This window comes from Pseudomonas algeriensis, from assembly GCF_048847255.1.
Taxonomy (GTDB): domain Bacteria; phylum Pseudomonadota; class Gammaproteobacteria; order Pseudomonadales; family Pseudomonadaceae; genus Aquipseudomonas.
Genome location: NZ_JBKKRK010000009.1, coordinates 1 through 23,046 on the forward strand (window position 1 = coordinate 1; position 23,046 = coordinate 23,046).

Annotated in this window: 12 protein-coding genes; 3 read left to right on the plus strand and 9 right to left on the minus strand. The window is 60.8% G+C overall.

Translation table 11 applies throughout. From position 1 onward, the window contains the following. Nucleotides 1-11: 11 nt before the first annotated feature. From ACLK1G_RS15090 to putA, 3 genes are all read right to left on the minus strand, one after another. The gene (locus tag ACLK1G_RS15090; RefSeq protein ID WP_420766129.1) at nt 12-974 is read right to left on the minus strand and encodes an IS110 family transposase; all 963 of its coding nucleotides are present in this window, start codon (nt 972-974) and stop codon (nt 12-14) included. 382 nt (nt 975-1,356) lie between these two features. Continuing rightward, nucleotides 1,357-3,159: an acyl-CoA dehydrogenase gene (locus ACLK1G_RS15095; RefSeq protein ID WP_420766130.1), complete on the minus strand. Its 1,803-nt coding sequence runs from the start codon at nt 3,157-3,159 to the stop codon at nt 1,357-1,359. Between the two features lie 246 nt (nt 3,160-3,405). After that, entirely contained in the window at nt 3,406-7,359 is a 3,954-nt protein-coding gene (putA, locus tag ACLK1G_RS15100; RefSeq protein WP_420766131.1) for a trifunctional transcriptional regulator/proline dehydrogenase/L-glutamate gamma-semialdehyde dehydrogenase, read from the minus strand. 475 nt (nt 7,360-7,834) lie between these two features. Between putA and putP the strand changes: the two genes are divergently transcribed. Further along, nucleotides 7,835-9,319 (plus strand): sodium/proline symporter PutP, encoded by a 1,485-nt coding sequence (gene putP / locus ACLK1G_RS15105; RefSeq protein WP_420766132.1) that lies wholly within the window; start codon nt 7,835-7,837, stop codon nt 9,317-9,319. 73 nt (nt 9,320-9,392) lie between these two features. On the opposite strand, the gene ACLK1G_RS15110 is transcribed toward putP, so the two are convergent. Next, the gene (locus ACLK1G_RS15110; RefSeq protein WP_420766133.1) at nt 9,393-9,893 is read right to left on the minus strand and encodes a DUF2165 family protein; all 501 of its coding nucleotides are present in this window, start codon (nt 9,891-9,893) and stop codon (nt 9,393-9,395) included. A gap of 262 nt (nt 9,894-10,155) precedes the next feature. Here ACLK1G_RS15110 and ACLK1G_RS15115 point away from each other — a divergent pair, with 262 nt between their 5' ends. Then, nucleotides 10,156-12,165: a type VI secretion system Vgr family protein gene (locus ACLK1G_RS15115; protein ID WP_420766134.1), complete on the plus strand. Its 2,010-nt coding sequence runs from the start codon at nt 10,156-10,158 to the stop codon at nt 12,163-12,165. 127 nt (nt 12,166-12,292) lie between these two features. After that, complete coding sequence (locus ACLK1G_RS15120; protein ID WP_420766135.1) at nt 12,293-13,132, plus strand: 23S rRNA (adenine(2030)-N(6))-methyltransferase RlmJ; 840 nt, start codon at nt 12,293-12,295, stop codon at nt 13,130-13,132. Nucleotides 13,133-13,430: 298 nt separating this feature from the next. Here the strand turns inward: ACLK1G_RS15120 and msrA are convergent, their stop codons facing one another. From msrA to aceE, 5 genes are all read right to left on the minus strand, one after another. Continuing rightward, nucleotides 13,431-14,078 carry a peptide-methionine (S)-S-oxide reductase MsrA gene (gene msrA / locus ACLK1G_RS15125; RefSeq protein WP_420766136.1) on the minus strand — a complete coding sequence of 216 codons (648 nt, stop codon included), beginning with the start codon at nt 14,076-14,078 and terminating at the stop codon, nt 13,431-13,433. An 84-nt stretch (nt 14,079-14,162) separates the two neighbouring features. Continuing rightward, nucleotides 14,163-16,856: an EAL domain-containing protein gene (locus ACLK1G_RS15130; protein WP_420766137.1), complete on the minus strand. Its 2,694-nt coding sequence runs from the start codon at nt 16,854-16,856 to the stop codon at nt 14,163-14,165. A gap of 193 nt (nt 16,857-17,049) precedes the next feature. Beyond that, complete coding sequence (locus ACLK1G_RS15135; RefSeq protein WP_420766138.1) at nt 17,050-18,441, minus strand: alkaline phosphatase D family protein; 1,392 nt, start codon at nt 18,439-18,441, stop codon at nt 17,050-17,052. 294 nt (nt 18,442-18,735) lie between these two features. Continuing rightward, nucleotides 18,736-20,376: a dihydrolipoyllysine-residue acetyltransferase gene (gene aceF / locus ACLK1G_RS15140; protein ID WP_420766139.1), complete on the minus strand. Its 1,641-nt coding sequence runs from the start codon at nt 20,374-20,376 to the stop codon at nt 18,736-18,738. Between the two features lie 11 nt (nt 20,377-20,387). Then, complete coding sequence (aceE, locus tag ACLK1G_RS15145) at nt 20,388-23,033, minus strand: pyruvate dehydrogenase (acetyl-transferring), homodimeric type (RefSeq protein WP_420766140.1); 2,646 nt, start codon at nt 23,031-23,033, stop codon at nt 20,388-20,390. Nucleotides 23,034-23,046 lie beyond the last annotated feature (13 nt).

The window sequence follows — 23,046 nt, forward strand, 5'->3', positions numbered from 1 at the left end:
TGTGGGAGATTCTATGTTGCAGGGGAACCCTGCAGCATAGAATTAGGGCGATATTCGCTCTGGTTTTTCATCAGGGCGAATGCCACCCGACACAATTTACGGGCGAGGCTCACCAACGCTTGGGTTCTGGCGAAACCTCTTGCCAAGCAGGACTCGTAGTAAGGCTTCCAGACTGGAGACCGGCAAGCCGCCATTGCTGCGGTGTGTGCCAAGCGTCGCAGCTCGCCATCTCCTTTCTTGCTCAGGTGTCTGGGACTGTGTTTTTTTCCGGAGTCCTTTGGCCTCAGGTCCATCCCTAAAAAGGCAATGAACGCATCGCCGCTGGCGAAGTCACCTCGCATGAATGCGGTCGCCAGGCTTGTTGCCGTCAGTTCGCCCACACCCTCAATGGCTTTGCAGCGGTTGATATTCTCAGTAATTCCCGCCCCTTGGCTGGCTTCACGCAATAATTTCTGAATGGCCCGATCGCTTTGCTTGAAGGCGTCCAGTTGCTGGGTCAGGATATCTTTCAGAAGCGGTTCGCCCGACCAGCTCAGCATGAGGCTGACGCGAGCTTTGATCAGTTCTGCACGCTTGCGTAGCAGGCTTCTTAGCACTTTGTAGGCATCGGGAGGTGGTGTCCAGGCACGTAGCCGTTGCTGTTCATTCGTCAGATAACGCGCCAGCAAACGTGCATCACAAGGGTCGGTTTTTGCCCGCTGCCCAATGCTTTCACGGTAATGGGCCACACGATAGGCATCCACAACATAAACCCTGTGCCCCATCCCATGGGCCAGTTCAGCCGTATCCAGGTGATAAAAGCTGGTGGCTTCCAAGGCAATCAAGCTTTGCGCTGGCAACATTTTGAGCCAGCGGACAAGGGCTTCACGATTGTTATCGACGATTTGAATGCTTTTCAGATCCTCGCGATAAGCGACAATTTCAGCCTTGGCGACATCAATACCGATAACCGCTGGAGAGGTAAGGATTGTCATGTCGAATCCTCGGAGCTAGGGTTTAGATGCTTGTCGGGGTCTACCGTAGCGCTGGCTTGCTTCTATCGTCGGTTTTACCGATGAATTCCTTATCGGCGCTTTAGGTAGAAAGGGCGGGACGAGAAGTCTCCCACGGTCCGTACTGGCTAGAGTCGGAATCGAGCTTTTAGTCCTGCCCACCCCTTCAAGTCTAAACATACAAGCGAGCTTGCTCGCGATGGCGCCAGCACAGTTGCCCTGTGTATTGACTGAAATACCGCTATCGCGAGCAAGCTCGCTCCCACAGTAGATTTTTGGTGGTTACAAAATCAGAGTTCACCACCGATCCATGTGGGAGCGAGCCTGCTCGCGATTGGATGTCAGCCGCGCTACAGGCGCTGGCTCAGAACCATTCATCCCGCATTCCCAGGCAGGTGTCATCCCGCGCTTCGAGCAGCGTCAGCTCATGCTGGCAACCCGGCACTTCCCAGGTCAGGAAGTAGCGCGCCGCTTGCAGCTTGCCTTGATAGAAGTCGACATCCGCCGCGTTCCCCTTGGCCAAGCCCTCCTCGGCGCGAATCGCCTGTTCCAGCCAGCGCCAGCCGATCACCATGTGCCCAAACACTTTTAGGTACAGCGCCGAATTGGCCAGGCTATCGTTGACCTTGCCTTGGGCCAGGTCGGTCAGCAGGCCGAGGGTGACTGTTTGCAGGCGTGCCACCAAGGCTTCCAACGGCTGACGCAAGGGTGCCAACGATTCGTACGCTTGGGCGCGCTCAGTGGTGTCGGCCACCAGGCGGATCAATTGCTTGAGCCCGGCACCGCCGTTCTGCGCCAGTTTGCGTCCCAGCAAGTCCAGGGACTGGATACCGTGGGTGCCCTCATGGATGGGATTCAGGCGGTTGTCGCGGTAATACTGCTCAACTGGGTATTCGCGGGTGTAACCATGGCCGCCGAGAATCTGGATGGCCAGCTCGTTGGCCTTCAGGCAGAACTCCGAGGGCCACGACTTGACGATAGGCGTGAGCAAGTCCAGCAACTCATGGGCGCGCCGACGCTCGGCTTCGCTTTCCAGCGTGGTGGTGTCGTCGAACAGGCGCGCCGCGTACAGGCCCAGGTCGAACGAACCTTCCACGTAGGCCTTTTGAGTCAGCAGCATGCGGCGCACGTCGGCGTGCTGGATGATCGCCACGGGGGCGGTGGTCGGGTCCTTGCTGTCAGGCACGCGGCCCTGCGGGCGTTCGCGGGCATATTCAAGGGAATACAGGTAGCCGGCGTAACCCAGCATCACCGCCCCCATGCCGACACCGATGCGAGCCTCGTTCATCATCTGGAACATATAACTCAGGCCGTGGTGCGGTTTTCCTACGAGATAACCCACGCATTCGCCGTTGTCGCCGAAGTTCAGCGCCGTGGACGTGGTGCCGCGCCAGCCCATCTTGTGAAACAGACCGGCCAGCAGCACGTCGTTACGCTGGCCGAGGCTGCCATCATCGTTGACCAGGAACTTCGGCACGATAAACAGCGAAATACCCTTCACGCCCGGCGGCGCATCCGGCAGTTTCGCCAAGACCATGTGCACGATGTTTTCCGACAACGGATGGTCGCCGCCGGAAATGAAAATCTTGTTGCCCTTGAGCCGATAGGTACCGTCGGACGCCGCCTCCGCGCGTGTACGAATATCCGACAACGATGAACCCGCATGGGGCTCGGTCAGGGCCATGGTGCCGAAGAAGCGACCATCGATCATCGGTTGCAGAAAGCGCTGTTTCTGATCGTCGCTGCCGAAGCTTTCGATCAGGTTCGCCGCGCCCATGGTCAGGAAGGGGTAGGACGTCGAAGCGGCGTTGGCCGACTGAAAGTGCGCAAAGCAAGCCTGGGACAGCAACGTCGGCAGTTGCATGCCGCCGGCCTCGAAGCTGCGGGCGGCGTTGAGAAAACCAGCCTCCAGGAACGCATCCACCGCCGGCTTCACTTCCGGGATCAGGATCGCCTCGCCGTTTTCATAGCGTGGTTCGTTTTCGTCGTTCTTGCGGTTGTGCGGCGCGAAATGCTTTTCGGCAATGTTGCGTGCCGTGCCGATGGCCGCCTCGAAGGTTTCGCGATTGTGCTCGGCAAACCGTTCGCGCTGGGTCAGGCCCTCGGCATCAAGGACTTCATACAGCTCGAAAGCCAGATTGCGGGAACTGAGCAGCGTCTCGGACATGGCGGCCTACCTTTTCTTGGGATGGGCCGAGTCTAGGTCTGGGAATGGAGGCTGAACAGGATGATTGATTTGGGTGATGGAGCAGAAGGGGCGACGCTAATCAAAAAATGTGGGAGCGAGCCTGCTCGCGATAGCGGTGGGTCAGTCAGAGATGATTTCAACTGGCACACCGCTATCGCGAGCAAGCTCGCTCCCACAGGGATTTCGACGACCAGGCACCTATTGCAGATGCCTGGTATATGGCGGTTAGCCGATGGTCATCAGGCTGGCGTTACCACCGGCCGCGGCGGTGTTGACGCTCAGTGCCCGTTCGATGACCAGGCGCTCCAGGGCGATGTTGGTTTCGCCTTGGGACAAGCCGTGCACGCCGACGATGGCCCCGGCTCGCTTGGCCACTTGCTGGCAGACACCGCGCAGTTGATCCGAATCGCCGTGATGCAGGACGGCGTCGAACAGCACGTCGTCCTTGGTCCAGTCGGCAACGCGCTGGATGCGCGCCTGGATTTCCTTCGGCAAGCGTGCGAACACGGCCTTGCTGGTGTCGGACTCCGGCCACACGGCCGAGCCGCCGACGGCCAGTACGGCTGCCAGTTGTGTAAGCAAGTCGCCTTCCACATCCGCCAGGCACAGCACGTGCTCGCGGGGCAGGATGGCGTAGCTGTTACGTTCGCCTGTCGGGCCGGTGAGCTGGCGGGTGATGCCGCTTTGCGACTGGGCGGCGAACTGCACGCACAGGGCGCTCAGTTCGGCAAGCTTCTGGCTGTCGGCCCAGGTTTGCAGAGCGGTCAGCGGCTTGCTCATGGCGTCGCGCAGGCGCAGGTCTGGCGCGGCCAGGGCGTCGCCACGTACGAAGGATTGCTGGATCGCATCGGTAGGACGGGTCGACAGCAGGCGGTACAAGTACAACGGGCCGCCGGCCTTCGGACCGGTGCCCGACAAGCCTTCGCCGCCGAACGGCTGCACACCGACCACCGCACCGACGATGTTGCGGTTCACGTAGACGTTGCCGGCATGAACGTTGTCGATCACCTTGGCGATGGTCTCGTCGATTCGGGTGTGCACGCCCAGCGTCAGGCCGTAGCCGGAGGCGTTGATCTGGTTGATCAACTGGTCCAGCTCTTTGCGCTTGTAGCGAACCACGTGCAGCACGGGGCCGAAGATCTCCCGTTGTAGCTCATCGAAGCTTTCCAGCTCGATCAGCGTCGGCATCACGAAGGTGCCGCGCTTGCATTCGTCGCTGTCGGCAATCGCCATCTGGTACACAGTGCGACCTTTATCGCGCATGGCCTGGATGTGCTTCTCGATACCAGCCTTGGCTTCGGCGTCGATCACCGGGCCGATGTCCACCGACAGACGCTCCGGGTTGCCGAGGCGCGATTCGGCCATGGCGCCTTTGAGCATTTCGATGACGCGGTCGGCGGAATCTTCCTGCAGGCACAGCACGCGCAGGGCCGAGCAACGCTGGCCGGCGCTGTCGAAGGCCGAAGACACCACATCGATGACCACTTGTTCGGTCAGCGCCGAGGAGTCGACGATCATAGCGTTCTGGCCGCCGGTCTCGGCGATCAGCGGGATCGGACGGCCCTGGTTGTCCAGGCGCCCGGCGATGTTGCGCTGCAACAGGCGGGCGACTTCAGTAGAGCCGGTGAACATCACGCCTTTGACGCGATCGTCACCCACCAGGCGGGCACCAACGGTTTCACCGCGACCCGGCAGCAATTGCAGGACGCCTTCCGGAATACCGGCTTCGAGCAACAGGCGTACAGCCTGGGCCGCTACCAGCGGGGTCTGCTCGGCGGGCTTGGCCAGTACCGGGTTGCCGGCGGCCAATGCGGCGGCGACCTGGCCGCTGAAGATTGCCAGCGGGAAGTTCCACGGGCTGATGCAGACCACTGGACCCAGTGGGCGGTGGGCATCGTTGGTGAAATCGTTGCGGGCCTGCACCGCGTAGTAACGCAGGAAGTCCACGGCTTCGCGTACTTCGGCGATGGCGTTGGCGAAGGTCTTGCCGGCTTCACGGGCCAGCAGGCCCATCAGCGGCTGGATCTCGGCTTCCATCAGGTCGGCGGCGCGCTCGAGGATGGCGGCGCGTTCGGCCGGTGGCGTCGCCTGCCAGATTGGCGCGGCGTTGAGGGCGCATTGGATGGCGTTGTCGACGTCTTCGACCGTGGCTTCCTGGACGTGACCGACCACATCGCGATGATCGGCCGGGTTCAGCACCGGCGCCGGCGCTTCTTCGCTGGCGGCGCAACCGAGCATCGGCGCGGCTTTCCAGTTGTTGTGAGCAGTAGCCAGCAGGGCGCAGGACAACGAGGCCAGGCGATGTTCGTTGGCCAGGTCGATGCCGCTGGAGTTGGCGCGTTCGCTGCCGTACAGGTCGCGTGGCAGCGGGATGCGCGGATGCGGCAGGCCAAAACCGCCTTCCAGGGTAGCCATCTGCTCAATGCTTGCCACCGGATCGGCCACCAATTCCTGAATGGAAATGGACTGGTCGGCGATGCGGTTGACGAACGAGGTGTTGGCGCCGTTTTCCAGCAAGCGACGCACCAGGTAGGCCAACAGCGTTTCGTGGGTGCCGACCGGAGCGTACACACGGCACGGACGGTTCAGCTTGCCTTCGGAGACTTTACCTACAACTTGCTCGTACAACGGTTCACCCATGCCGTGCAGGCACTGGAACTCGTACTGGCCCGGGTAATAGTTCTGACCGGCGATGTGGTAGATGGCCGACAGGGTATGGGCGTTGTGCGTGGCAAATTGCGGGTAAATGACTTCTGGCACCGACAGCAATTTGCGTGCGCAAGCAATGTAGGAAACGTCGGTGTAAACCTTGCGGGTGTACACCGGATAGCCCTCCAGGCCTTCGACCTGGGCGCGCTTGATCTCGCTGTCCCAGTACGCGCCTTTTACCAGGCGGATCATCAGGCGGTGACGGCTGCGACGGGCGAGGTCGATCACATAGTCGATTACGTATGGGCAACGCTTCTGGTACGCCTGGATCACAAAGCCGATGCCGTTCCAGCCGGTCAATTGCGGCTCGAAGCACAGGCGCTCGAGCAGGTCCAGGGACAGTTCGAGGCGGTCGGCCTCTTCGGCGTCGATGTTGAGGCCGATGTCGTATTGCTTGGCCAGCAGAGTCAGCGACAGCAGGCGCGGGTACAGCTCGTCCATCACCCGCTCGTACTGGGCGCGGCTGTAGCGCGGGTGCAGGGCCGAGAGCTTGATGGAGATGCCCGGGCCTTCATAAATCCCACGGCCATGAGACGCTTTGCCGATGGAATGGATAGCCTGTTCGTACGAGGCCAGGTACTTCTGGGCGTCATGCTCGGTGAGTGCGGCTTCACCCAGCATGTCGTAGGAATAGCGGAAACCCTTGGATTCGAACTTGCTGGCGTTGGCCAGGGCTTCGGCAATGGTTTCGCCGGTAACGAACTGCTCACCCATCAGGCGCATGGCCATGTCGACGCCCTTGCGGATCATCGGCTCGCCGCTCTTGCCGATGATGCGGCTCAGGGACGAGGTCAGGCCCGCTTCGTTATGGGTGGCGACCAGTTTGCCGGTCAGCAGCAGGCCCCAGGTAGCGGCGTTGACGAACAGCGACGGGCTGTTGCCCAGGTGCGGCTGCCAGTTGCCGGTGCTGATCTTGTCGCGGATCAGCGCGTCGCGAGTGCCCTTGTCCGGGATACGCAGCAGCGCTTCGGCGAGGCACATCAGTGCCACGCCTTCCTGGGACGACAGGGAAAATTCCTGCAGCAAGCCCTGAACAATACCGGCACGACCGCCGGCACTCTTCTGGTTACGCAGCTTTTCAGCAATGGAAGCCGCCAGCTTGTTGGTGGCTTCGGCCATTTCGGCCGGCAGGCGCGCTTGCTCGATCAGCATCGGCACCACTTCCGGCTCTGGGCGACGGTAAGCGGCGGTGATGGAGGCGCGCAGGACCGATTGCGGCAGGATGCTCTCGGCGAATTCCAGGAAGCATTGATGAGCGTGGTCCGCTTGGACTTCGCCGGCATCGTCACTGTCGGCGCGGCTTGAACCGTTCAGCTCGGTCAGGGTTGCACCACCCTCGAGTTTCTCCAGGTAATTGAAAATTGCCTGCTTGATCAGCCAGTGCGGCGTGCGATCAATCGAAGTCGCGGCCGCCTTGAGACGTTCGCGGGTCGGGTCGTCGAGTTTGACCCCAAGGGTGGTGGTAGCCATATTTTTATCCTCATGTTTGCCACGTACCGCGTGGCATCAGCTGGCGGCAAGATTAGCTGCGAGCCGGGGGAGGTGCAACCGGGTGCAACCGGTTTTTTGTCGAAATTATGAGCAGTTCATCCGGATGGTCTGTAGTCCCCTTCATGAGAGCACCTGTTTGGTGCGAAAAATCTTGCAAAAGCTTCCTTCGATGCACCAATCGCGGGCAATAATTGCCATCCGTACGATTATTCCGACTGGGTGCAACTTATTTGAACGAAACTGGTTGCACCTTATTTGGATTGTTGAATAGCATTCGCGGCCAAGGTGCAACCGGTTCTGGGTACAAAAACCGGGTCGAGCTGCATCGGCTGATGGCTTTCCTGGGGAAACATCAGTCATAAATTCGCGGGTCCACAAAACGTCCGCACAACGTTCGCGTTGTCGACGCTTTCAACTGCCACCGCACCATAAAAACAAAGCCAGGGCGTAACTCATGAGTGTTAGCAATCCCACCCTGATCACCTTCGTGATCTATATCGCAGCCATGGTCCTGATCGGCCTGATGGCTTATCGCTCCACCAACAACCTTTCCGACTACATCCTGGGCGGTCGCAGCCTGGGCAGTGTCGTGACGGCGCTTTCTGCCGGCGCTTCCGACATGAGCGGCTGGTTGTTGATGGGTTTGCCCGGTGCAATCTACATGTCCGGCCTGTCGGAGAGCTGGATCGCCATCGGCCTGATCATCGGTGCCTACCTGAACTGGCTGTTCGTGGCCGGTCGCCTGCGGGTCCAGACCGAGCACAATGGCGATGCGTTGACGCTGCCGGATTATTTCTCCAGCCGTTTTGAAGACACCAGTGGCTTGCTGCGGATCATCTCTGCGGTGGTGATCCTCGTGTTCTTCACCATCTATTGCGCTTCCGGCATCGTGGCCGGTGCACGCTTGTTCGAAAGCACCTTCGGCATGTCCTACGAGACGGCGCTGTGGGCCGGTGCTGCCGCGACCATCGCCTACACCTTCATCGGTGGTTTCCTGGCGGTTAGTTGGACCGATACCGTACAAGCCACGCTGATGATCTTCGCGCTGATCCTGACGCCGATCATCGTGCTGCTGGCCACGGGCGGCGTGGATACCACGTTCCTGGCGATCGAAGCGAAAGACGCGACTTCGTTCGACATGCTGAAAAACACCACCTTCATCGGGATCATCTCGCTGATGGGCTGGGGCCTGGGCTACTTCGGCCAGCCGCACATCCTGGCGCGCTTCATGGCGGCGGATTCGGTCAAGTCGATCGCCAAGGCGCGTCGCATCTCCATGGCCTGGATGATCCTGTGCCTGGGTGGCACCGTTGCCGTTGGCTTCTTCGGTATCGCGTACTTCTCGGCTAACCCAGAGGTGGCCGGTCCAGTGACCGAAAACCCTGAGCGTGTATTCATCGAGCTGGCGAAAATCCTGTTCAACCCATGGGTTGCCGGTGTACTGCTGTCGGCCATCCTCGCGGCAGTCATGAGCACTCTGAGCTGCCAGTTGCTGGTGTGCTCCAGCGCCCTGACCGAAGACTTCTACAAGACTTTCCTGCGCAAGAGCGCTTCCCAGGTAGAACTGGTCTGGGTCGGCCGTGCCATGGTGCTGCTGGTGGCCCTGATCGCCATCGCCCTGGCCGCGAATCCGGAAAACCGCGTTCTGGGCCTGGTGAGCTACGCCTGGGCCGGTTTCGGTGCCGCCTTCGGTCCGGTGGTCCTGATCTCCGTGGTCTGGAAGAACATGACTCGCAACGGCGCCCTGGCCGGTATCCTGGTCGGTGCGATCACCGTGGTGGTCTGGAAGCATTTCGAGCTGCTGGGTCTGTACGAAATCATTCCGGGCTTCATTTTCGCCAGCCTGGCCATCTACTTCGTCAGCAAGATGGGCACGCCTACCACCGGCATGCTGCAGCGCTTCGAAGCGGCTGAGAAAGATTTCCGCTTGAACCAGTAAGGCTTTGGCGAGCCTGCAACGGCTCGCTCAAAACAGTAAAAAACGGCCCGCCTCCATTGGAGCGGGCCGTTTTTTATGGCTGAGGGTCCAAGGTGTCGGGCTGGTTGAGAAAAATCAGTACGCCCAGCAGCGCCATGTAGAACCTGAACGCGGCATCCTGGCCATTCCAGATCTCGGATTGCCACATCAGGAACCACTCGCCGCCAACAACCATGAAGCCGAAAAACCAGACGAAGAATCCGACCGTCAGCCCAACGATGGGCCATTTTTTTGCCCGATTGAAAGCCAGGCCATCCGCCCTGCGTGCCCGCCAGAGTGTCAGCCCGCCATAGGCCAGCAGCACGGTGGTCATTGCTTCGCCGAGGATGATCAGCCCATAAGCCCCGTGCCACATCCAGGGCTTGTCAATGGCCCGATATCGGGCGGCGTTGTTGGGAAAGGTGGTGTCCATGCTCAGCACATGCTGGACGAAATTGAAGTTGGAGCTGTAGTCCGTGACGTTGTTGAACACGGTCAGGAAGGCGAAGGCGGCAAGCGCCAGGATCATGGCGATTTTTGTATAGCGGAGGGTCATGGTTGCGTCCTTGGCTTTTACGACCAAACGACGTTATCACGCCTTTGCGCGATAGGAGGCCGGTCGCTGTGTAAGAAGCAGCTGATTACTTCGTACGAAGGCTTTCAGGATCGCGGTGTATGGATTGTCCATCGGAAAATGCAGCGTGCCTTGCAGCTTTTTGACTCTTGGGTGTAGGGGAAATCTGTTTTTCCTGACAATGGATCAACACTGCCAGTGGCTCGTGCAGAATCGCCCGTCTCATTCAGCAGAGGCACATCGGATGTTCGCGCCCGCCAATTCACCACGTTTCACGCTGGCGTTCGACAGCGGGCCAAATGACCTCAAGGTGCTTGAGTTCAAGGGCAAGGAAGCCATCAGCCAACCCTATTGCTTTGATCTGGAGCTGGTCAGCGATCGGCCCGACCTGGTGCTGGAGGACCTTCTGCATCGCCAGGCTTACCTGGGTTTCGATCACCGCGGCGGTGGGATACATGGCCAGGTCTACAGCGTGGCCCAAGGCGACTCGGGCAAGCGCCTGACCCGTTACCAGATCACCCTCGTGCCACGCCTGGCGTACTTGCGCCACCGCATCAACCGGCGAATTTTCCAGCATCTGAGTGTGCCCGCCATCGTTGGCCTCGTCCTGAAGGATCACGGCATCCTGGCCGATGCATTCCAGTTCAGTCTGGGTGGGCAATACCCCGAGCGTGAATATTGCGTGCAGTACGGTGAAAGCGATCTGGACTTCATCGAGCGGCTATGTGCCGAGGTCGGCATCCATTACCACTTCCAGCACAGCCCTGACGGGCATCTGCTGGTGTTTGGCGACGACCAGACGATGTTCAAGCGTTTACCCGAGTCTACGCCGTACCTGCCGGCCATCAAGCGCCTGGCGGTACGGCACCAGGCGCGAACCACTGCGGTGACGCTACGCGACTATGACTTCCGCAAGCCTGGCCTGCTGCTGCAAGCCGGTCTCGGTGGGCAAGCGCCAGCTTCGCTTGAGGATTATCAATATCCCGGCCAATTCATCGACCGTGCCGATGGCAGCCACCTGGCCCGACGTTCCCTCGAGCGACACGGCGCGGAGCACCTTTTGGCGGAGGGCAGCAGTGACGACAGCGCTTTCGCCAGCGGACATTTCATGCGCATCGAGGAGCATCCCCGCCCGCAATGGAATGATCTCTGGCTGTTGACGCAGGTCGATCACCGTGGCCGGCAGCCGCAAGTGCTGGAAGAGAACGCTTCGGTCGGCCCGGGTGAATTCCAGGGCTACGGCAATACCTTCCTGGCGACGCCCTGGGACGTTTTTTTCCGTCCGCCTTTGCAGCACAAGAAGCCGTCGATCAGTGGCTACCAGTCAGCGGTAGTGACCGGACCGGTGGGCAGCGAGATCCATTGCGATGAGTTCGGGCGGGTCAAGGTGCAACTGGTCTGGGATCGCGACGGTGCAGGTGATGAGCATTCCAGCTGCTGGCTGCGCGTGGCCACCGGCTGGGCGCACGATCGTTACGGCAGTGTGATGGTTCCTCGGGTCGGCATGGAAGTGCTGGTCGGGTTCATGGACGGCGACCTCGACAAGCCGCTGGTGGTCGGTTGCCTGCCGAACGGTGCCAACCCGCTGCCGCTCGACCTGCCGGCCGACAAGACCCGCAGTATCCTGCGCAGCCAGAGCAGCCCCGGTGGTAGCGGCTATAACGAATTGCGCATCGAAGACCGCAAGGGCGCCGAGGAGATCTACCTTCGAGCCCAGCGCAACTGGACCCAGCATGTGCTGCATGACCAGCGCGTGCAGGTCGATCATGAGCGCAGCATCTTCGTTGCCGGCTTGTCCCGGCACGAACTCAAGGACGGCGAGCAGCGCATCACCCGGGGGCGACGGCAGGTTGAAGTTCGCCAGGACGATCACCTGATGGTGACGGGCGACCGGCATATCCGCGTCGCCAACCAGGCCCTGAGCGCAGCTGGGCGGTTTCATGTCAGCGCCGGCCAACAGATCGTGCTGGAGGGCGGCGCCACTGCGACCATCCAGGCCGGCGGGCACTGGATCAACATCGGACCGGGCGGAATCTTCAGCAGCGTACCCATCCAGGTCGGCGGCGCGCCGATGGTGGCGATGGGCGCCGAACCCGTTGCAGCGGGCGCTCCGGATAAACTTGCCGCCGCGCTGGCGCCACCGCTGTCCTTGGCGCAAATACTCAGTTTGAAAAGTCCTGCGCCGTTCTGTGAGGAGTGCGAACGCTGCAAGGAGGGTTCCTGTGCCGTGCCGTTGGCTGCGCTTGGGAGATAAGTTCAGAGATGCGCAGTGCAGCGTGAGCAAGCTCCCTCGCTACGGGGCGCTGTTCGTCCACTCGGCCGCCAACCCCTGACGTTGGGCGCGCTTCGAGGTAAACTCGTCGCCCTTCGCAGGAGCCGCCATGAATTATCGCCACGCCTTCCACGCCGGCAATCACGCCGATGTGTTCAAACACCTGACCTTGACCCGCCTCATCGCCTTGATGTCGCGCAAGGAGCAGCCCTTCGCCTACCTCGATACCCACGCAGGCATCGGGCTTTACGACTTGCAGGGCGACCAGGCCAGCCGTACCGGTGAATACCTGGAAGGCATCGCACGGTTGTGGGACCAGGACGACCTCCCGCCCCTGACCGCCGATTACATGAAGGTGCTGCGCGAGATGAACCCGGACGGCCAGTTGCGCTATTACCCGGGCTCGCCGGAGTTGGCACGGCGACTGACCCGACCGCAGGACCGAGTATTGCTCAACGAGAAGCATCCGGAGGACGGCGTGCTGCTCAAGGACAACATGAAGGGCGACCGTCGCGTGGCGGTCCACTTGGGCGAAGGCTGGCATGTTCCTCGTGCGTTGTTGCCGGTGGCAGAGAAGCGCGCTCTGATGTTGATCGATCCGCCGTTCGAACAGCTGGATGAGATGCAGCGTTGCGCCGCGTCGCTCAAGGAAGCCGTCAGTCGGATGCGCCAGACCGTGGCGGCGATCTGGTACCCGGTAAAGGACCAGCGCATGTTGCGTCGTTTCTACCAGGACTTGGCCGGCACGGGCGCGCCTAAATTGTTGCGGGTGGAGTTGCTGGTGCACCCGCTGGCCACGCCCAACAGCCTGAACGGCTCGGGCCTGGCCATTGCCAATCCGCCGTGGGGGCTTGAGGAGGAACTGCGCGAGCTGCTGCCGTGGTTGTCCAGGAAACTTGGGCAGACCCAGGGTGGGTGGCAGATGGATTGGTTGATTGCTGAAAGCTGATCGCTGAGCCGATGCATTCAGGTCGTCAGGCAGGACGCCTTCGCGAGCAAGCCCGCTCCCACATGGGGTGTCGAGGTGTACGCGACATCTGTGTCCGCCCCGGGCCCCTGTGGGAGCGAGCTTGCTCGCGATGGCGGCGGCACATCCAACATCACCGCCCCAGATCCACCGCTATCGCGAGCAAGCTCGCTCCCACATGGGGATCTGAGGCGTACGCAAGAGTTATGTACGCCACCGGACCTGTGGGAGCGGGCTTGCTCCGGGCGGCGATCCGACGAAGCTTTTCAGGGCCCGACCGTCAGATCGGGCAGGTCACGCCCGTGCCGCCAATCCCGCAATAGCCTTCAGGGTTCTTCGCCAGGTATTGCTGGTGATACGCCTCGGCAAAGTAAAATGTCGGCGCTTCGTCGATTTCGGTGGTGATTTCTCCCAGCCCGGCCTTGCCCAGCTCAGCCTGGAACACTTCCTTGCTCTTCTTCGCCGCTTCCAGTTGCTCGGGCGTGGTGCAGTAGATCACTGAGCGGTACTGGGTGCCGATGTCGTTGCCCTGGCGCATGCCCTGGGTCGGGTTGTGCAATTCCCAGAACATCTTCAGCAAGTCGTCATAGCTGACTTTCTCCGGCTCGTAGACCACCAGCACGACTTCGCTGTGGCCGGTCAGGCCCGAGCAGACTTCTTCATACGTCGGGTTTGGCGTAAAGCCGCCCGCATAACCCACCGCCGTGCTGACGACGCCTTCACGTTGCCAGAACCTGCGCTCCGCGCCCCAGAAGCAGCCGAGGCCGAAGATGGCGAAGTCCACATTGGTGACGAATGGGCCCAACAGCGGCGCGTCGAGGACAAAGTGTTTTTCCGGCACGGCCATTGGGGTTTCACGGCCAGGGAGAGCTTGATCGGGAGTAGGAAGCACGTTTTTGTTCACCAGGATTTCCGAGCGCAAGACCATTATCAGTCCTCTCAGTCAGATTGAGTTGAGCGAAATAGACCGTCAGTGTGCCTCACAAAAGCCGCTGCAAGCTATAAGCGGCTGTCAGACCAGCGGACCGCGCGGGTAGCGCTTGAGCTTCTCGACGAGCTCTGCGCCGGGGATCGGCCGGTCGAAGAGGTAACCTTGGCCGACGTCACAGCGGTGGCGCCGCAGGAAGGCGAGCTGCTGGGCGGTCTCGATGCCTTCGGCCACGACCTTGAGCTTCAGATTGTGGGCCATGGCAATCACCGCGGAGGTGATCTCCATGTCGTCCTGGTTGTCCGGGATTTCATGGATAAAGCTGCGATCGATCTTGATGATGTCGATCGGGAATTTCTTCAGGTAGCTCAGGGACGAATAACCGGTGCCGAAGTCATCCATCGCCAGGGTCAGGCCCAGGCGCTTGAGCTGGTCGAGTTGCAGGTGGGTGTCTTCGGTGGCTTCGAGCAGCAGGCCTTCGGTCAGTTCAAGTTCCAGCAGCCGCGCGGGCAATTGTTCTTCCTTGAGGATGCTGGCGATCGAGGCCACCAGGTCCGGGTCGGAAAACTGCTTGGGCGACAGGTTGATCGCCACTTGCAGATTGCCCAGGCCAGCCGCGGTCAGCTGTTTGCTCATGCGGCAGGCCTGGCGGGCGATCCATTTGCCGATGGGGATGATCAGGCCGGTTTCCTCGGCCACGCTGATGAACTGGTCAGGACGGATCATGCCTTTTTCCGGATGATTCCAGCGCAGCAGCGCTTCCATGCCCAGCAAGCGACCGCTGCGCAGACACAGCTTGGGCTGGTAGAACACGTCCAGTTCGTTCTGGGTCAAGGCGCGTCGAAGGTTGTTTTCCACGAACAGCTTGTAGCTGGCCTCGGCGTTCAGCGCCTCGGTGAACACCTGGACCTGGTGCTTGCCGTTGGCCTTGGCCTTGTGCAGAGCGAGGCCGGCGTTGCGCATGAGGGTCTGTGGGTCGCGGCCATGCAAAGGCGCGCAGGCCAGGCCCACGGAGCCGGTCACGCTGATCAACTGGTTATCGACGAACATCGGTTTGTCGAGCGTCATCAGCAGCTGGCTGGCGATCTGTTGGCCGGCCTCAAGGTCGGTGTCGTCCAGCAGCACCGCAAATTCGTTACTGGCGAAGCGCGCCAGGCTGCCGCTGGAGCTCAGGCTATTGCGCAGGCGCCGGGCCAGGCTGATCAGCAGTTTGTCGCCGGTCTGATGGCCGAGGCTGTCGTTGATGCGCTTGAAGTTGTCGATGTCCACCAGCAGCAGGCTGATGGGCGAATTGCTGTCGCGGGCGAAGCGTTCATCCAGGTTGCGGATAAAAGCCGGACGGTTGCCCAGGTTGGTCAGGTTGTCGGTGTACGCCAGGCGTTCGATGCGCTGCTGGGCCAGTTTGGTCTGGGTGATGTCTTCGTAGATGCCGATGTAGTGGGTCAGCTCGCGGTTGTCGCCATAGACCTTGGAGATCGACAACTGGCCCCAGTAGGGTTCGAGGTTCTTGCGTCGGCTCTTGAATTCGCCCTGCCAGCTGTTGCTCTGGGCCAGGGCCGATGGCGCATCGAACAGCAGTTCGCTGAGGTTCTCCAGGGCCGGCAGTTCCGAGAGGCGCTGGCCGTGGACTTCTTCGGTGGTGTACTGGGTGATGGCGGTGAAGCTTGGGTTGACGTACTCCACCACACCGTCGCAATTGACCAGCAGGAACGCGTTGGCGCTCTGTTCCACGGCGCGCTGGAACAGGTGCAGGGCGCTGGTGGCGGTGCGGCGGTTGTGGTTGTTGATGACCTGGGCGAATTGGTCGGCCAGTTCGCCGGCGAAGGCGATTTCGTCCGACTGCCAGGCGCGGGTCGCGCCTACTTGCTCCAGGCAGAGCACCCCGACGACTTGCCCGTCGATACGGATGCTGGCGTCGAGGATGGCATTGACGTCCCGGGCCCGGAGGTTCTCGGCCAATTCCCGCGTGCGAGGGTCGCGCATCGCGTTATGGGCATCGATGGCGCGGCAGGTCTGCAACGCTTCCATGTAGTCTGGAAATTCGCTGGCGTTGATCACCTTTGGCAGGAAATGTTCCTGGGAGGCGCGATTATAGGCGGAGATCGGCACCAGCTTGCCGTCCTCCAGATTCCAGATGCTCGCGCAATCGATCTGGTAGATGTCACACGCGCTGCGCGTAATCAGCTCGGCGGCTTCTTGCAGGGATTTGTTGGCGCTGTAGCGCTGGCGAGTCAACAACAGGATCAGGTCTTGCTGGGCGCGGACCCGGTCCAGGTGCTGGAGTTGCTCCTGCTGCGCGCGTTGATTCAATTCCAGGGCGATCTGGAGCCTGGAGTTCTGGGTTTCCAGGTCCACGGCCGGCATGGATGGCCCGTCCTGCAGCAGGTCGTCCACCACCATCAGATAGCCGCGCAGCAGATGGCGATTGTGCTGCCTGTAGGCTTCACCGGTCTCCAGCAGGTTCATCGGCCCTTTAGCGGTGTGCAGTGTGTAGCGGATCAGATAGTGGGACGCCTGGGCCAACTGCTGTTGGATCGCGTCATGCAACTGATAGCGCGCTTCAGGTTCCATCAGGCTGGCGAAGGGAGAGCTGACCAGCGAGCAAAGCTCAACGGCCGGCAGGCCGAAGTAGCGTTCGCAGTTTGGATCGAGGAACAGCAACGCCCAGCTTGCTTCATTCAGCCGTTCGAAACGCAGCATACCGAGCCGCGAGGGCACCGGTAACTGCGTCACTACCTCGGCCGCCATACGACTGGCGGCATCGGGTTGGCTTTTCATGGGGAGACTCGCTTCGAAAATGCTGATCGCGCCGGGCTGACGCCCTCGTTATTACGGATTGCCGCAAGGTTGCATCATTGCGGCACTGGCTGACAAGAGACATGAAGGCCAAGTGCTATAAACCTTTTATCGGCCGACGAGGGGATTTCTCCAGTTGTCGGCCGATCAGAGGTGTTCCCTGGGCTACGCAAGCTCAGCGCAACGGTATGTCGACGACCTCCAAGGGATCTCCGTCACGGTCATGAAACGTCACTTGAACGCTCTGGGCCGTGACTTTCAGCTGGGCAAAGTTGTCCTGGCTGATCACCTTGCCGGTCAGCTCGTATTGATACTCACCGCTTGGAGCCCGAGCCATGGGTTTGCCGGGAATAAAAGTCGAGGCATTGGCGTAAGGCAACAGCCTGCTGTTGCAAAATGGCGACGAGACGACTGTGTGGATTTGGAAGTCAGGATCCTGGCTGTGGGTCAGCATGCTCGTCAGGGAACCGTGCACGTCACCAGAGACGAAGATCACATTCTTGATCCGATGGCTGCGGATGGTTTCAAGCAAGCGTAGCCGTTGCTCTGGAAACGCTTGCCAGGCATCCCCTGCGTTGAATTTGCGGTCGGGGTAGAACATGACACCGGTGACGACGAATTTGACCCGGTAGGGGCTGTCGATCAGCCATGTCAGCAGCGAATGTTCCTGTTCTTCATCCAGGATGCGCCGGTTGTTTGCCGACAGGTTGCGTCGAGTCCGGCTGTCGGTAACGAACCATCCTGTATTGCCATGGGCAAATGTATACCAGTAGCGAGTGAGTGGCCTTAACGTGCCGTCATCCAGAAGTTCATGGGCCGGGCTGTGACTGGCTTGATAAAGCTCGTAAGTATCAAGAGCGTTTGTATAGAGAGTTTCGTCTTGGTGATTCTTTTTGGCGGGCCAGTTGTCCTTTATTTCATGATCGTCGAGCATCATGTAAGTCGGCACGCTGGACATCAGTTTTTTAATATGCGGTTGGGAAAAGGCAGTTCGGTATTTGAATAACATGTCCTTGAGGTTGCGGTCCGGCGCAATGAAATTCAGGTCGTCGAGATACACTTGGTCGCCGGTCATCACTACTGCGCTGATGGGTGGGTTGGCTCGCTCCACGATTCGGTTGATACCCGCGAATGTGCGATCCCCCCGTTCCGGTGTCGCCGGGACACCCGCGGTAATGCGCAGGTATCGACACGAGCCGACGATATAGCTGCGTGGGGCGTCGGTCTCGCTGGAGGGCGTGCGCAACTGGTAAATCTCCTTGGGCCACTGCAGCGGCAGCTCCAGTATGGTCTCTGGAGTGTGCGCCGGGCTCAATGTGCTTTTCCAGCCGGCCTGGTATTCATAGAAGGTGTCGGGCTCAAGGCCCTTCAATACGATGACACCGGCTAAGTCGCGATAAGAAACCAGTCGGATGAACTGTCCCCTGGACCAGGCCGTATCGCCTTTTCGGCGGTAGCGGATACCGGCGAATAAAGGACTGTCGGTGTTTCCATCGCCTCGTAGAAAGATACGAGCGTGGTGGGTCGTCGTGTGGCCAATAATAGGGCCAACCGTTGGCTTTAACATGTTCGAATCCATTCGAAGTTTATATTTTCGTCAGCGCCAAAGTTGTTGGGCGCGCTGGATTCATGCTAAAGCCGCAAGCAGGTTAAATATCGGTAGGGCAGGGGGCGGTAGTTGTGGGCAACGACTACCAGAGCAAGTAGTCTTTTATGCTCAAGTGGGTAGGAAAAACCGTTAGTGAAATACGGTTTTAGCCCGAGCAAAAAAAGCCCCGCCAAACGGGCGGGGTTGAGGTACGAGCGTGGCGCTCGGAAAACAGCAGTCAAACGGCCCTCCGCAAGGGAGGGCCGTTCGGTATTACAGCAGGATGGTGCGGATGTCGCCCAGCAGGTCACTCAAGCGCTTGGTGAAGCGCGCTGCGGCGGCGCCGTTGATCACGCGGTGATCGTAGGACAGCGACAGTGGCAGCATCAGCTTCGGCTGGAAGGCTTTACCGTCCCAGACTGGCTGGATGGTGGCCTTGGAAACACCCAGGATCGCCACTTCCGGCGCGTTGACGATCGGCGTGAAGCCGGTGCCGCCAATGTGGCCGAGGCTGGAGATGGTGAAGCAGGCGCCCTGCATGTCGTCGGCGGTGAGCTTCTTGTTCCGGGCTTTTTCGGCCAGGGCAGCGGCTTCGCCAGCCAGTTGCAGCAGGCTCTTCTGGTCGACGTTGCGGATGACCGGTACCAGCAGGCCTTCCGGGGTGTCGACGGCAAAGCCGATGTGCACGTATTTCTTGCGGATCACAGCCTTGCCGCTTGGGGCCAGGGAGCTGTTGAAGTCCGGCAGTTCCTTGAGCAGGTGCGCGCAGGCCTTGAGCAGCAGCGGCAAGACCGTCAGTTTCACGCCGGCCTTTTCCGCCACGGCTTTCTGCGCAACGCGGAAAGCTTCCAGCTCGGTGATGTCAGCCTGGTCGAACTGAGTCACGTGCGGGATGTTCAGCCAGCTGCGGTGCAGGCTCGACGCGCCGATCTGCATCAGGCGAGTCATGGCCACTTCTTCGGTTTCGCCGAAGCGACTGAAGTCCACCGCCGGGATCGGCGGGATGCCCGCGCCGCCGGTGGCGCCTTCGGCCGGTGCGTTCTTGGCCTTCTGCATCATGGCCTTGACGTAGGCTTGCACGTCTTCCTTGAGCACACGACCGTGAGGGCCGCTCGGGCCTACGGCGGACAGCTCGACACCGAATTCACGGGCCAGCTGACGCACCGCAGGGCCAGCGTGCACCTTGGCACCGCTAGGCGCAGGCGCCGCGGCGGCAGGGGCAGGAGCCGCTTCGGCCTTGGCGGCGGGGGCGGCGGCTGGCGCTGGCGCGGCTTCGGCCTTGGCAGCAGGCGCAGCAGCCGGGGCTGGCGCGGCAGGCGCCGAGGCACCGGCCACTTTCAGCTTCAGGATCAGGTCACCGGTGCCGACTTCGTCTTCCAGCTTGATCTCGACGCTTTCCACCACACCGGCGGCCGGCGATGGGATTTCCATGCTGGCCTTGTCGGATTCCAGGGTGATCAGCGACTGGTCGGCTTCGACGGTGTCGCCGGCCTTGACCAGTACTTCGATGATCTTGGCCTTGCCCGACGAACCGATGTCCGGGACATGGATGTCCTGAACAGTGGCGGCGGCAGGCGCAGCGGCCGGAGCTGGAGCCGCTTCGGGAGCGGGCGCAGCGGCAGGCTTTTCAGCCGCCGCCGGGGCAGCAGCAGGGGCGGCCGCTTCAGGTGCCGCAGCGGCGCCCTCGACTTCCAGCTCCAGCAACTCGTCGCCTTCCTTCAGGCGATCGCCCAGCTTCACTTTCAGGCTCTTGATGACACCGGCCTTCGGCGCAGGCACTTCCATGCTGGCCTTGTCCGATTCAAGCGTCAGGATGCTCTGGTCGGCTTCGATGCGGTCGCCGACCTTCACAAACAGTTCAATTACTTCACCTTCACCGCTGCCGATGTCAGGTACGCGAATGAGTTCGCTCACGAAAATTCTCCTCAGCAGTCCAGTGGGTTGCGTTTTTCCGGATCGATGCCGAACTTGGCGATGGCTTCGGCCACCACTTTAGGTTCGATATCGCCGCGGTCAGCCAGGGCTTCCAAGGCTGCCAACACAACGAACTTACGGTCGACTTCGAAGAAGTGACGCAGCTTCTTGCGGCTGTCGCTACGGCCGAAACCGTCGGTGCCCAGCACTTTGAATTCCTTGGAAGGAACCCACTGGCGGATCTGTTCGGCGAACAGCTTCATGTAGTCGGTAGAGGCGATGACCGGACCTTTGCGGCCGTTCAGGCACTCTTCGACGTAGCTCAGCTTTGGCTTCTGACCAGGGTGCAGGCGGTTGCTGCGCTCCACGGCCAGGCCGTCGCGACGCAGTTCGTTGAAGCTGGTGACGCTCCAGACGTCGGCGCCGACGTTGAACTCTTCACGCAGGATCTTCGCCGCTTCACGCACTTCGCGCAGGATGGTGCCGGAGCCCATCAGCTGGACGTGGTGCGCCGCTTCGCGGGTGTCTTCTTCGAGCAGGTACATGCCCTTGACGATGCCTGCCTCTACGCCGGCCGGCATGGCTGGCTGCTGGTAGGACTCGTTCATCACGGTGATGTAGTAGAAGACGTCCTGTTGCTCTTCGGTCATCTTCTTCATGCCGTCCTGGATGATCACCGCCAGCTCGTAGCCGTAGGTCGGATCATAGGTGCGGCAGTTCGGGATGGTCCCGGCCAGCATGTGGCTGTGGCCGTCTTCGTGCTGCAGGCCTTCACCGTTGAGGGTGGTCCGGCCGGCGGTGCCGCCGATCAGGAAGCCACGAGTACGGCTGTCGCCAGCGGCCCAGGCCAGGTCGCCGATACGCTGGAAGCCGAACATCGAGTAGAAGATGTAGAACGGCAGCATCGGCTGGTTGTGGCTGGAGTACGAAGTACCGGCGGCAATGAAGGAGCTCATGGCGCCCGCTTCGTTGATGCCTTCCTCGAGGATCTGGCCCTTCTTGTCTTCCTTGTAGAACATCACTTGGTCTTTATCGACTGGCTCGTAGAGCTGGCCGACGGACGAGTAGATGCCCAACTGGCGGAACATGCCTTCCATGCCGAAGGTACGGGCCTCGTCCGGGATGATCGGGACGATGCGCGAGCCGATTTCCTTGTCCTTGACCAGTTGCGCCAGGATCCGCACGAAAGCCATGGTGGTGGAGATTTCGCGGTCGCCCGAGCCGTCCAGGATGGCCTTGAGGGTATCGAGTGGCGGCGTCGGGATGCTGAAGCTCTTGGCGCGACGCTGCGGCACGAAACCACCCAGGGCGGCGCGGCGCTCGGCCAGGTAACGGGCTTCGGCGCTGCCTTCTTCCGGCTTGAAGAACGGCAGGTTTTCCAGTTCGCTGTCCTTGACCGGGATGTCGAAGCGGTCACGGAACAGCTTCAGGCTCTCGACGTCGACCTTCTTGGTGTTGTGCGCGGTGTTCTTCGCTTCGCCGGCACCGGTGCCATAACCCTTGATGGTCTTGGCCAGGATGACGGTCGGTTGCTCTTTGTGATTGACCGCCTGATGGTACGCCGCGTAGACCTTGTACGGGTCGTGGCCGCCACGGTTGAGCTTCCAGATCTCGTCGTCGGACAGGTCGGCAACCATCGCCTTGAGTTCAGGCGAGTTGAAGAAGTGCTCACGGACGAACGCGCCGTCCTTGGCCTTGTAGTTCTGGTACTCGCCGTCGATGACTTCGTCCATGCGGCGTTGCAGGATGCCGTCGACGTCCTTGGCCAGCAGTGGGTCCCAGAAGCGGCCCCAGATGACTTTGTTGACGTTCCACTGGGCACCACGGAACACGCCTTCGAGTTCCTGGATGATCTTGGCGTTGCCGCGAACCGGGCCGTCGAGGCGCTGCAGGTTGCAGTTGATGACGAAGATCAGGTTGTCCAGCTTCTCGCGGCCGGCCAGGGAGATCGCACCCAGGGATTCCGGCTCGTCGCACTCACCGTCACCCATGAAGCACCAGACTTTCTGCTTGCCTGGCTGGATGAAGCCACGGGCTTCGAGATACTTCATGAAGCGCGCCTGGTAGATCGCCTGGATCGGGCCCAGGCCCATGGAAACGGTCGGGAACTGCCAGAAATCAGGCATCAGCCAAGGGTGCGGGTACGAGGACAAGCCGTTGCCGTCCACTTCCTGGCGGAAGTTGTTCATCTGGTCTTCGGTGATGCGGCCTTCCATGAACGCACGGGCGTAGACGCCTGGCGATGCGTGACCCTGGAAGTAGATCAGGTCGCCGCCATGTTCGTCGGTCGGGGCCTGGAAGAAGTAGTTGAAGCCGATGTCATACAGCGTCGCACTGGAGGCGAAGCTGGAGATGTGACCGCCCAGGTCAGAATCTTTCAGGTTGGTACGCATGACCATGGCCAACGCGTTCCAGCGCACCAGCGAGCGAATGCGGCGTTCCATGAACAGGTCGCCAGGCATGCGTGCTTCGTGGGTGACAGGGATCGTGTTGCGGTATGGCGTGGTGATGGCGTAGGGCAGTTGCGAACCGCTGCGGGTTGCGAGTTCACCCATACGGGTCATCAGATAATGAGCACGGTCTTCGCCTTCTTTGTCGAGAACCGATTCCAGGGCGTCCAGCCATTCCTGGGTTTCGACGGGATCGAGGTCTTGCATGGCTTGCTCCAGG

What these genes read in the sequence shown, in the direction of transcription:
- ACLK1G_RS15090 (WP_420766129.1), bottom strand. Translation starts at nt 974, where the DNA reads ATGACAATCCTTACCTCTCCAGCGGTTATCGGTATTGATGTCGCCAAG.
- ACLK1G_RS15095 (WP_420766130.1), bottom strand. Translation starts at nt 3,159, where the DNA reads ATGTCCGAGACGCTGCTCAGTTCCCGCAATCTGGCTTTCGAGCTGTAT.
- putA (WP_420766131.1), bottom strand. Translation starts at nt 7,359, where the DNA reads ATGGCTACCACCACCCTTGGGGTCAAACTCGACGACCCGACCCGCGAA.
- putP (WP_420766132.1), top strand. Translation starts at nt 7,835, where the DNA reads ATGAGTGTTAGCAATCCCACCCTGATCACCTTCGTGATCTATATCGCA.
- ACLK1G_RS15110 (WP_420766133.1), bottom strand. Translation starts at nt 9,893, where the DNA reads ATGACCCTCCGCTATACAAAAATCGCCATGATCCTGGCGCTTGCCGCC.
- ACLK1G_RS15115 (WP_420766134.1), top strand. Translation starts at nt 10,156, where the DNA reads ATGTTCGCGCCCGCCAATTCACCACGTTTCACGCTGGCGTTCGACAGC.
- ACLK1G_RS15120 (WP_420766135.1), top strand. Translation starts at nt 12,293, where the DNA reads ATGAATTATCGCCACGCCTTCCACGCCGGCAATCACGCCGATGTGTTC.
- msrA (WP_420766136.1), bottom strand. Translation starts at nt 14,078, where the DNA reads ATGGTCTTGCGCTCGGAAATCCTGGTGAACAAAAACGTGCTTCCTACT.
- ACLK1G_RS15130 (WP_420766137.1), bottom strand. Translation starts at nt 16,856, where the DNA reads ATGAAAAGCCAACCCGATGCCGCCAGTCGTATGGCGGCCGAGGTAGTG.
- ACLK1G_RS15135 (WP_420766138.1), bottom strand. Translation starts at nt 18,441, where the DNA reads ATGTTAAAGCCAACGGTTGGCCCTATTATTGGCCACACGACGACCCAC.
- aceE (WP_420766140.1), bottom strand. Translation starts at nt 23,033, where the DNA reads ATGCAAGACCTCGATCCCGTCGAAACCCAGGAATGGCTGGACGCCCTG.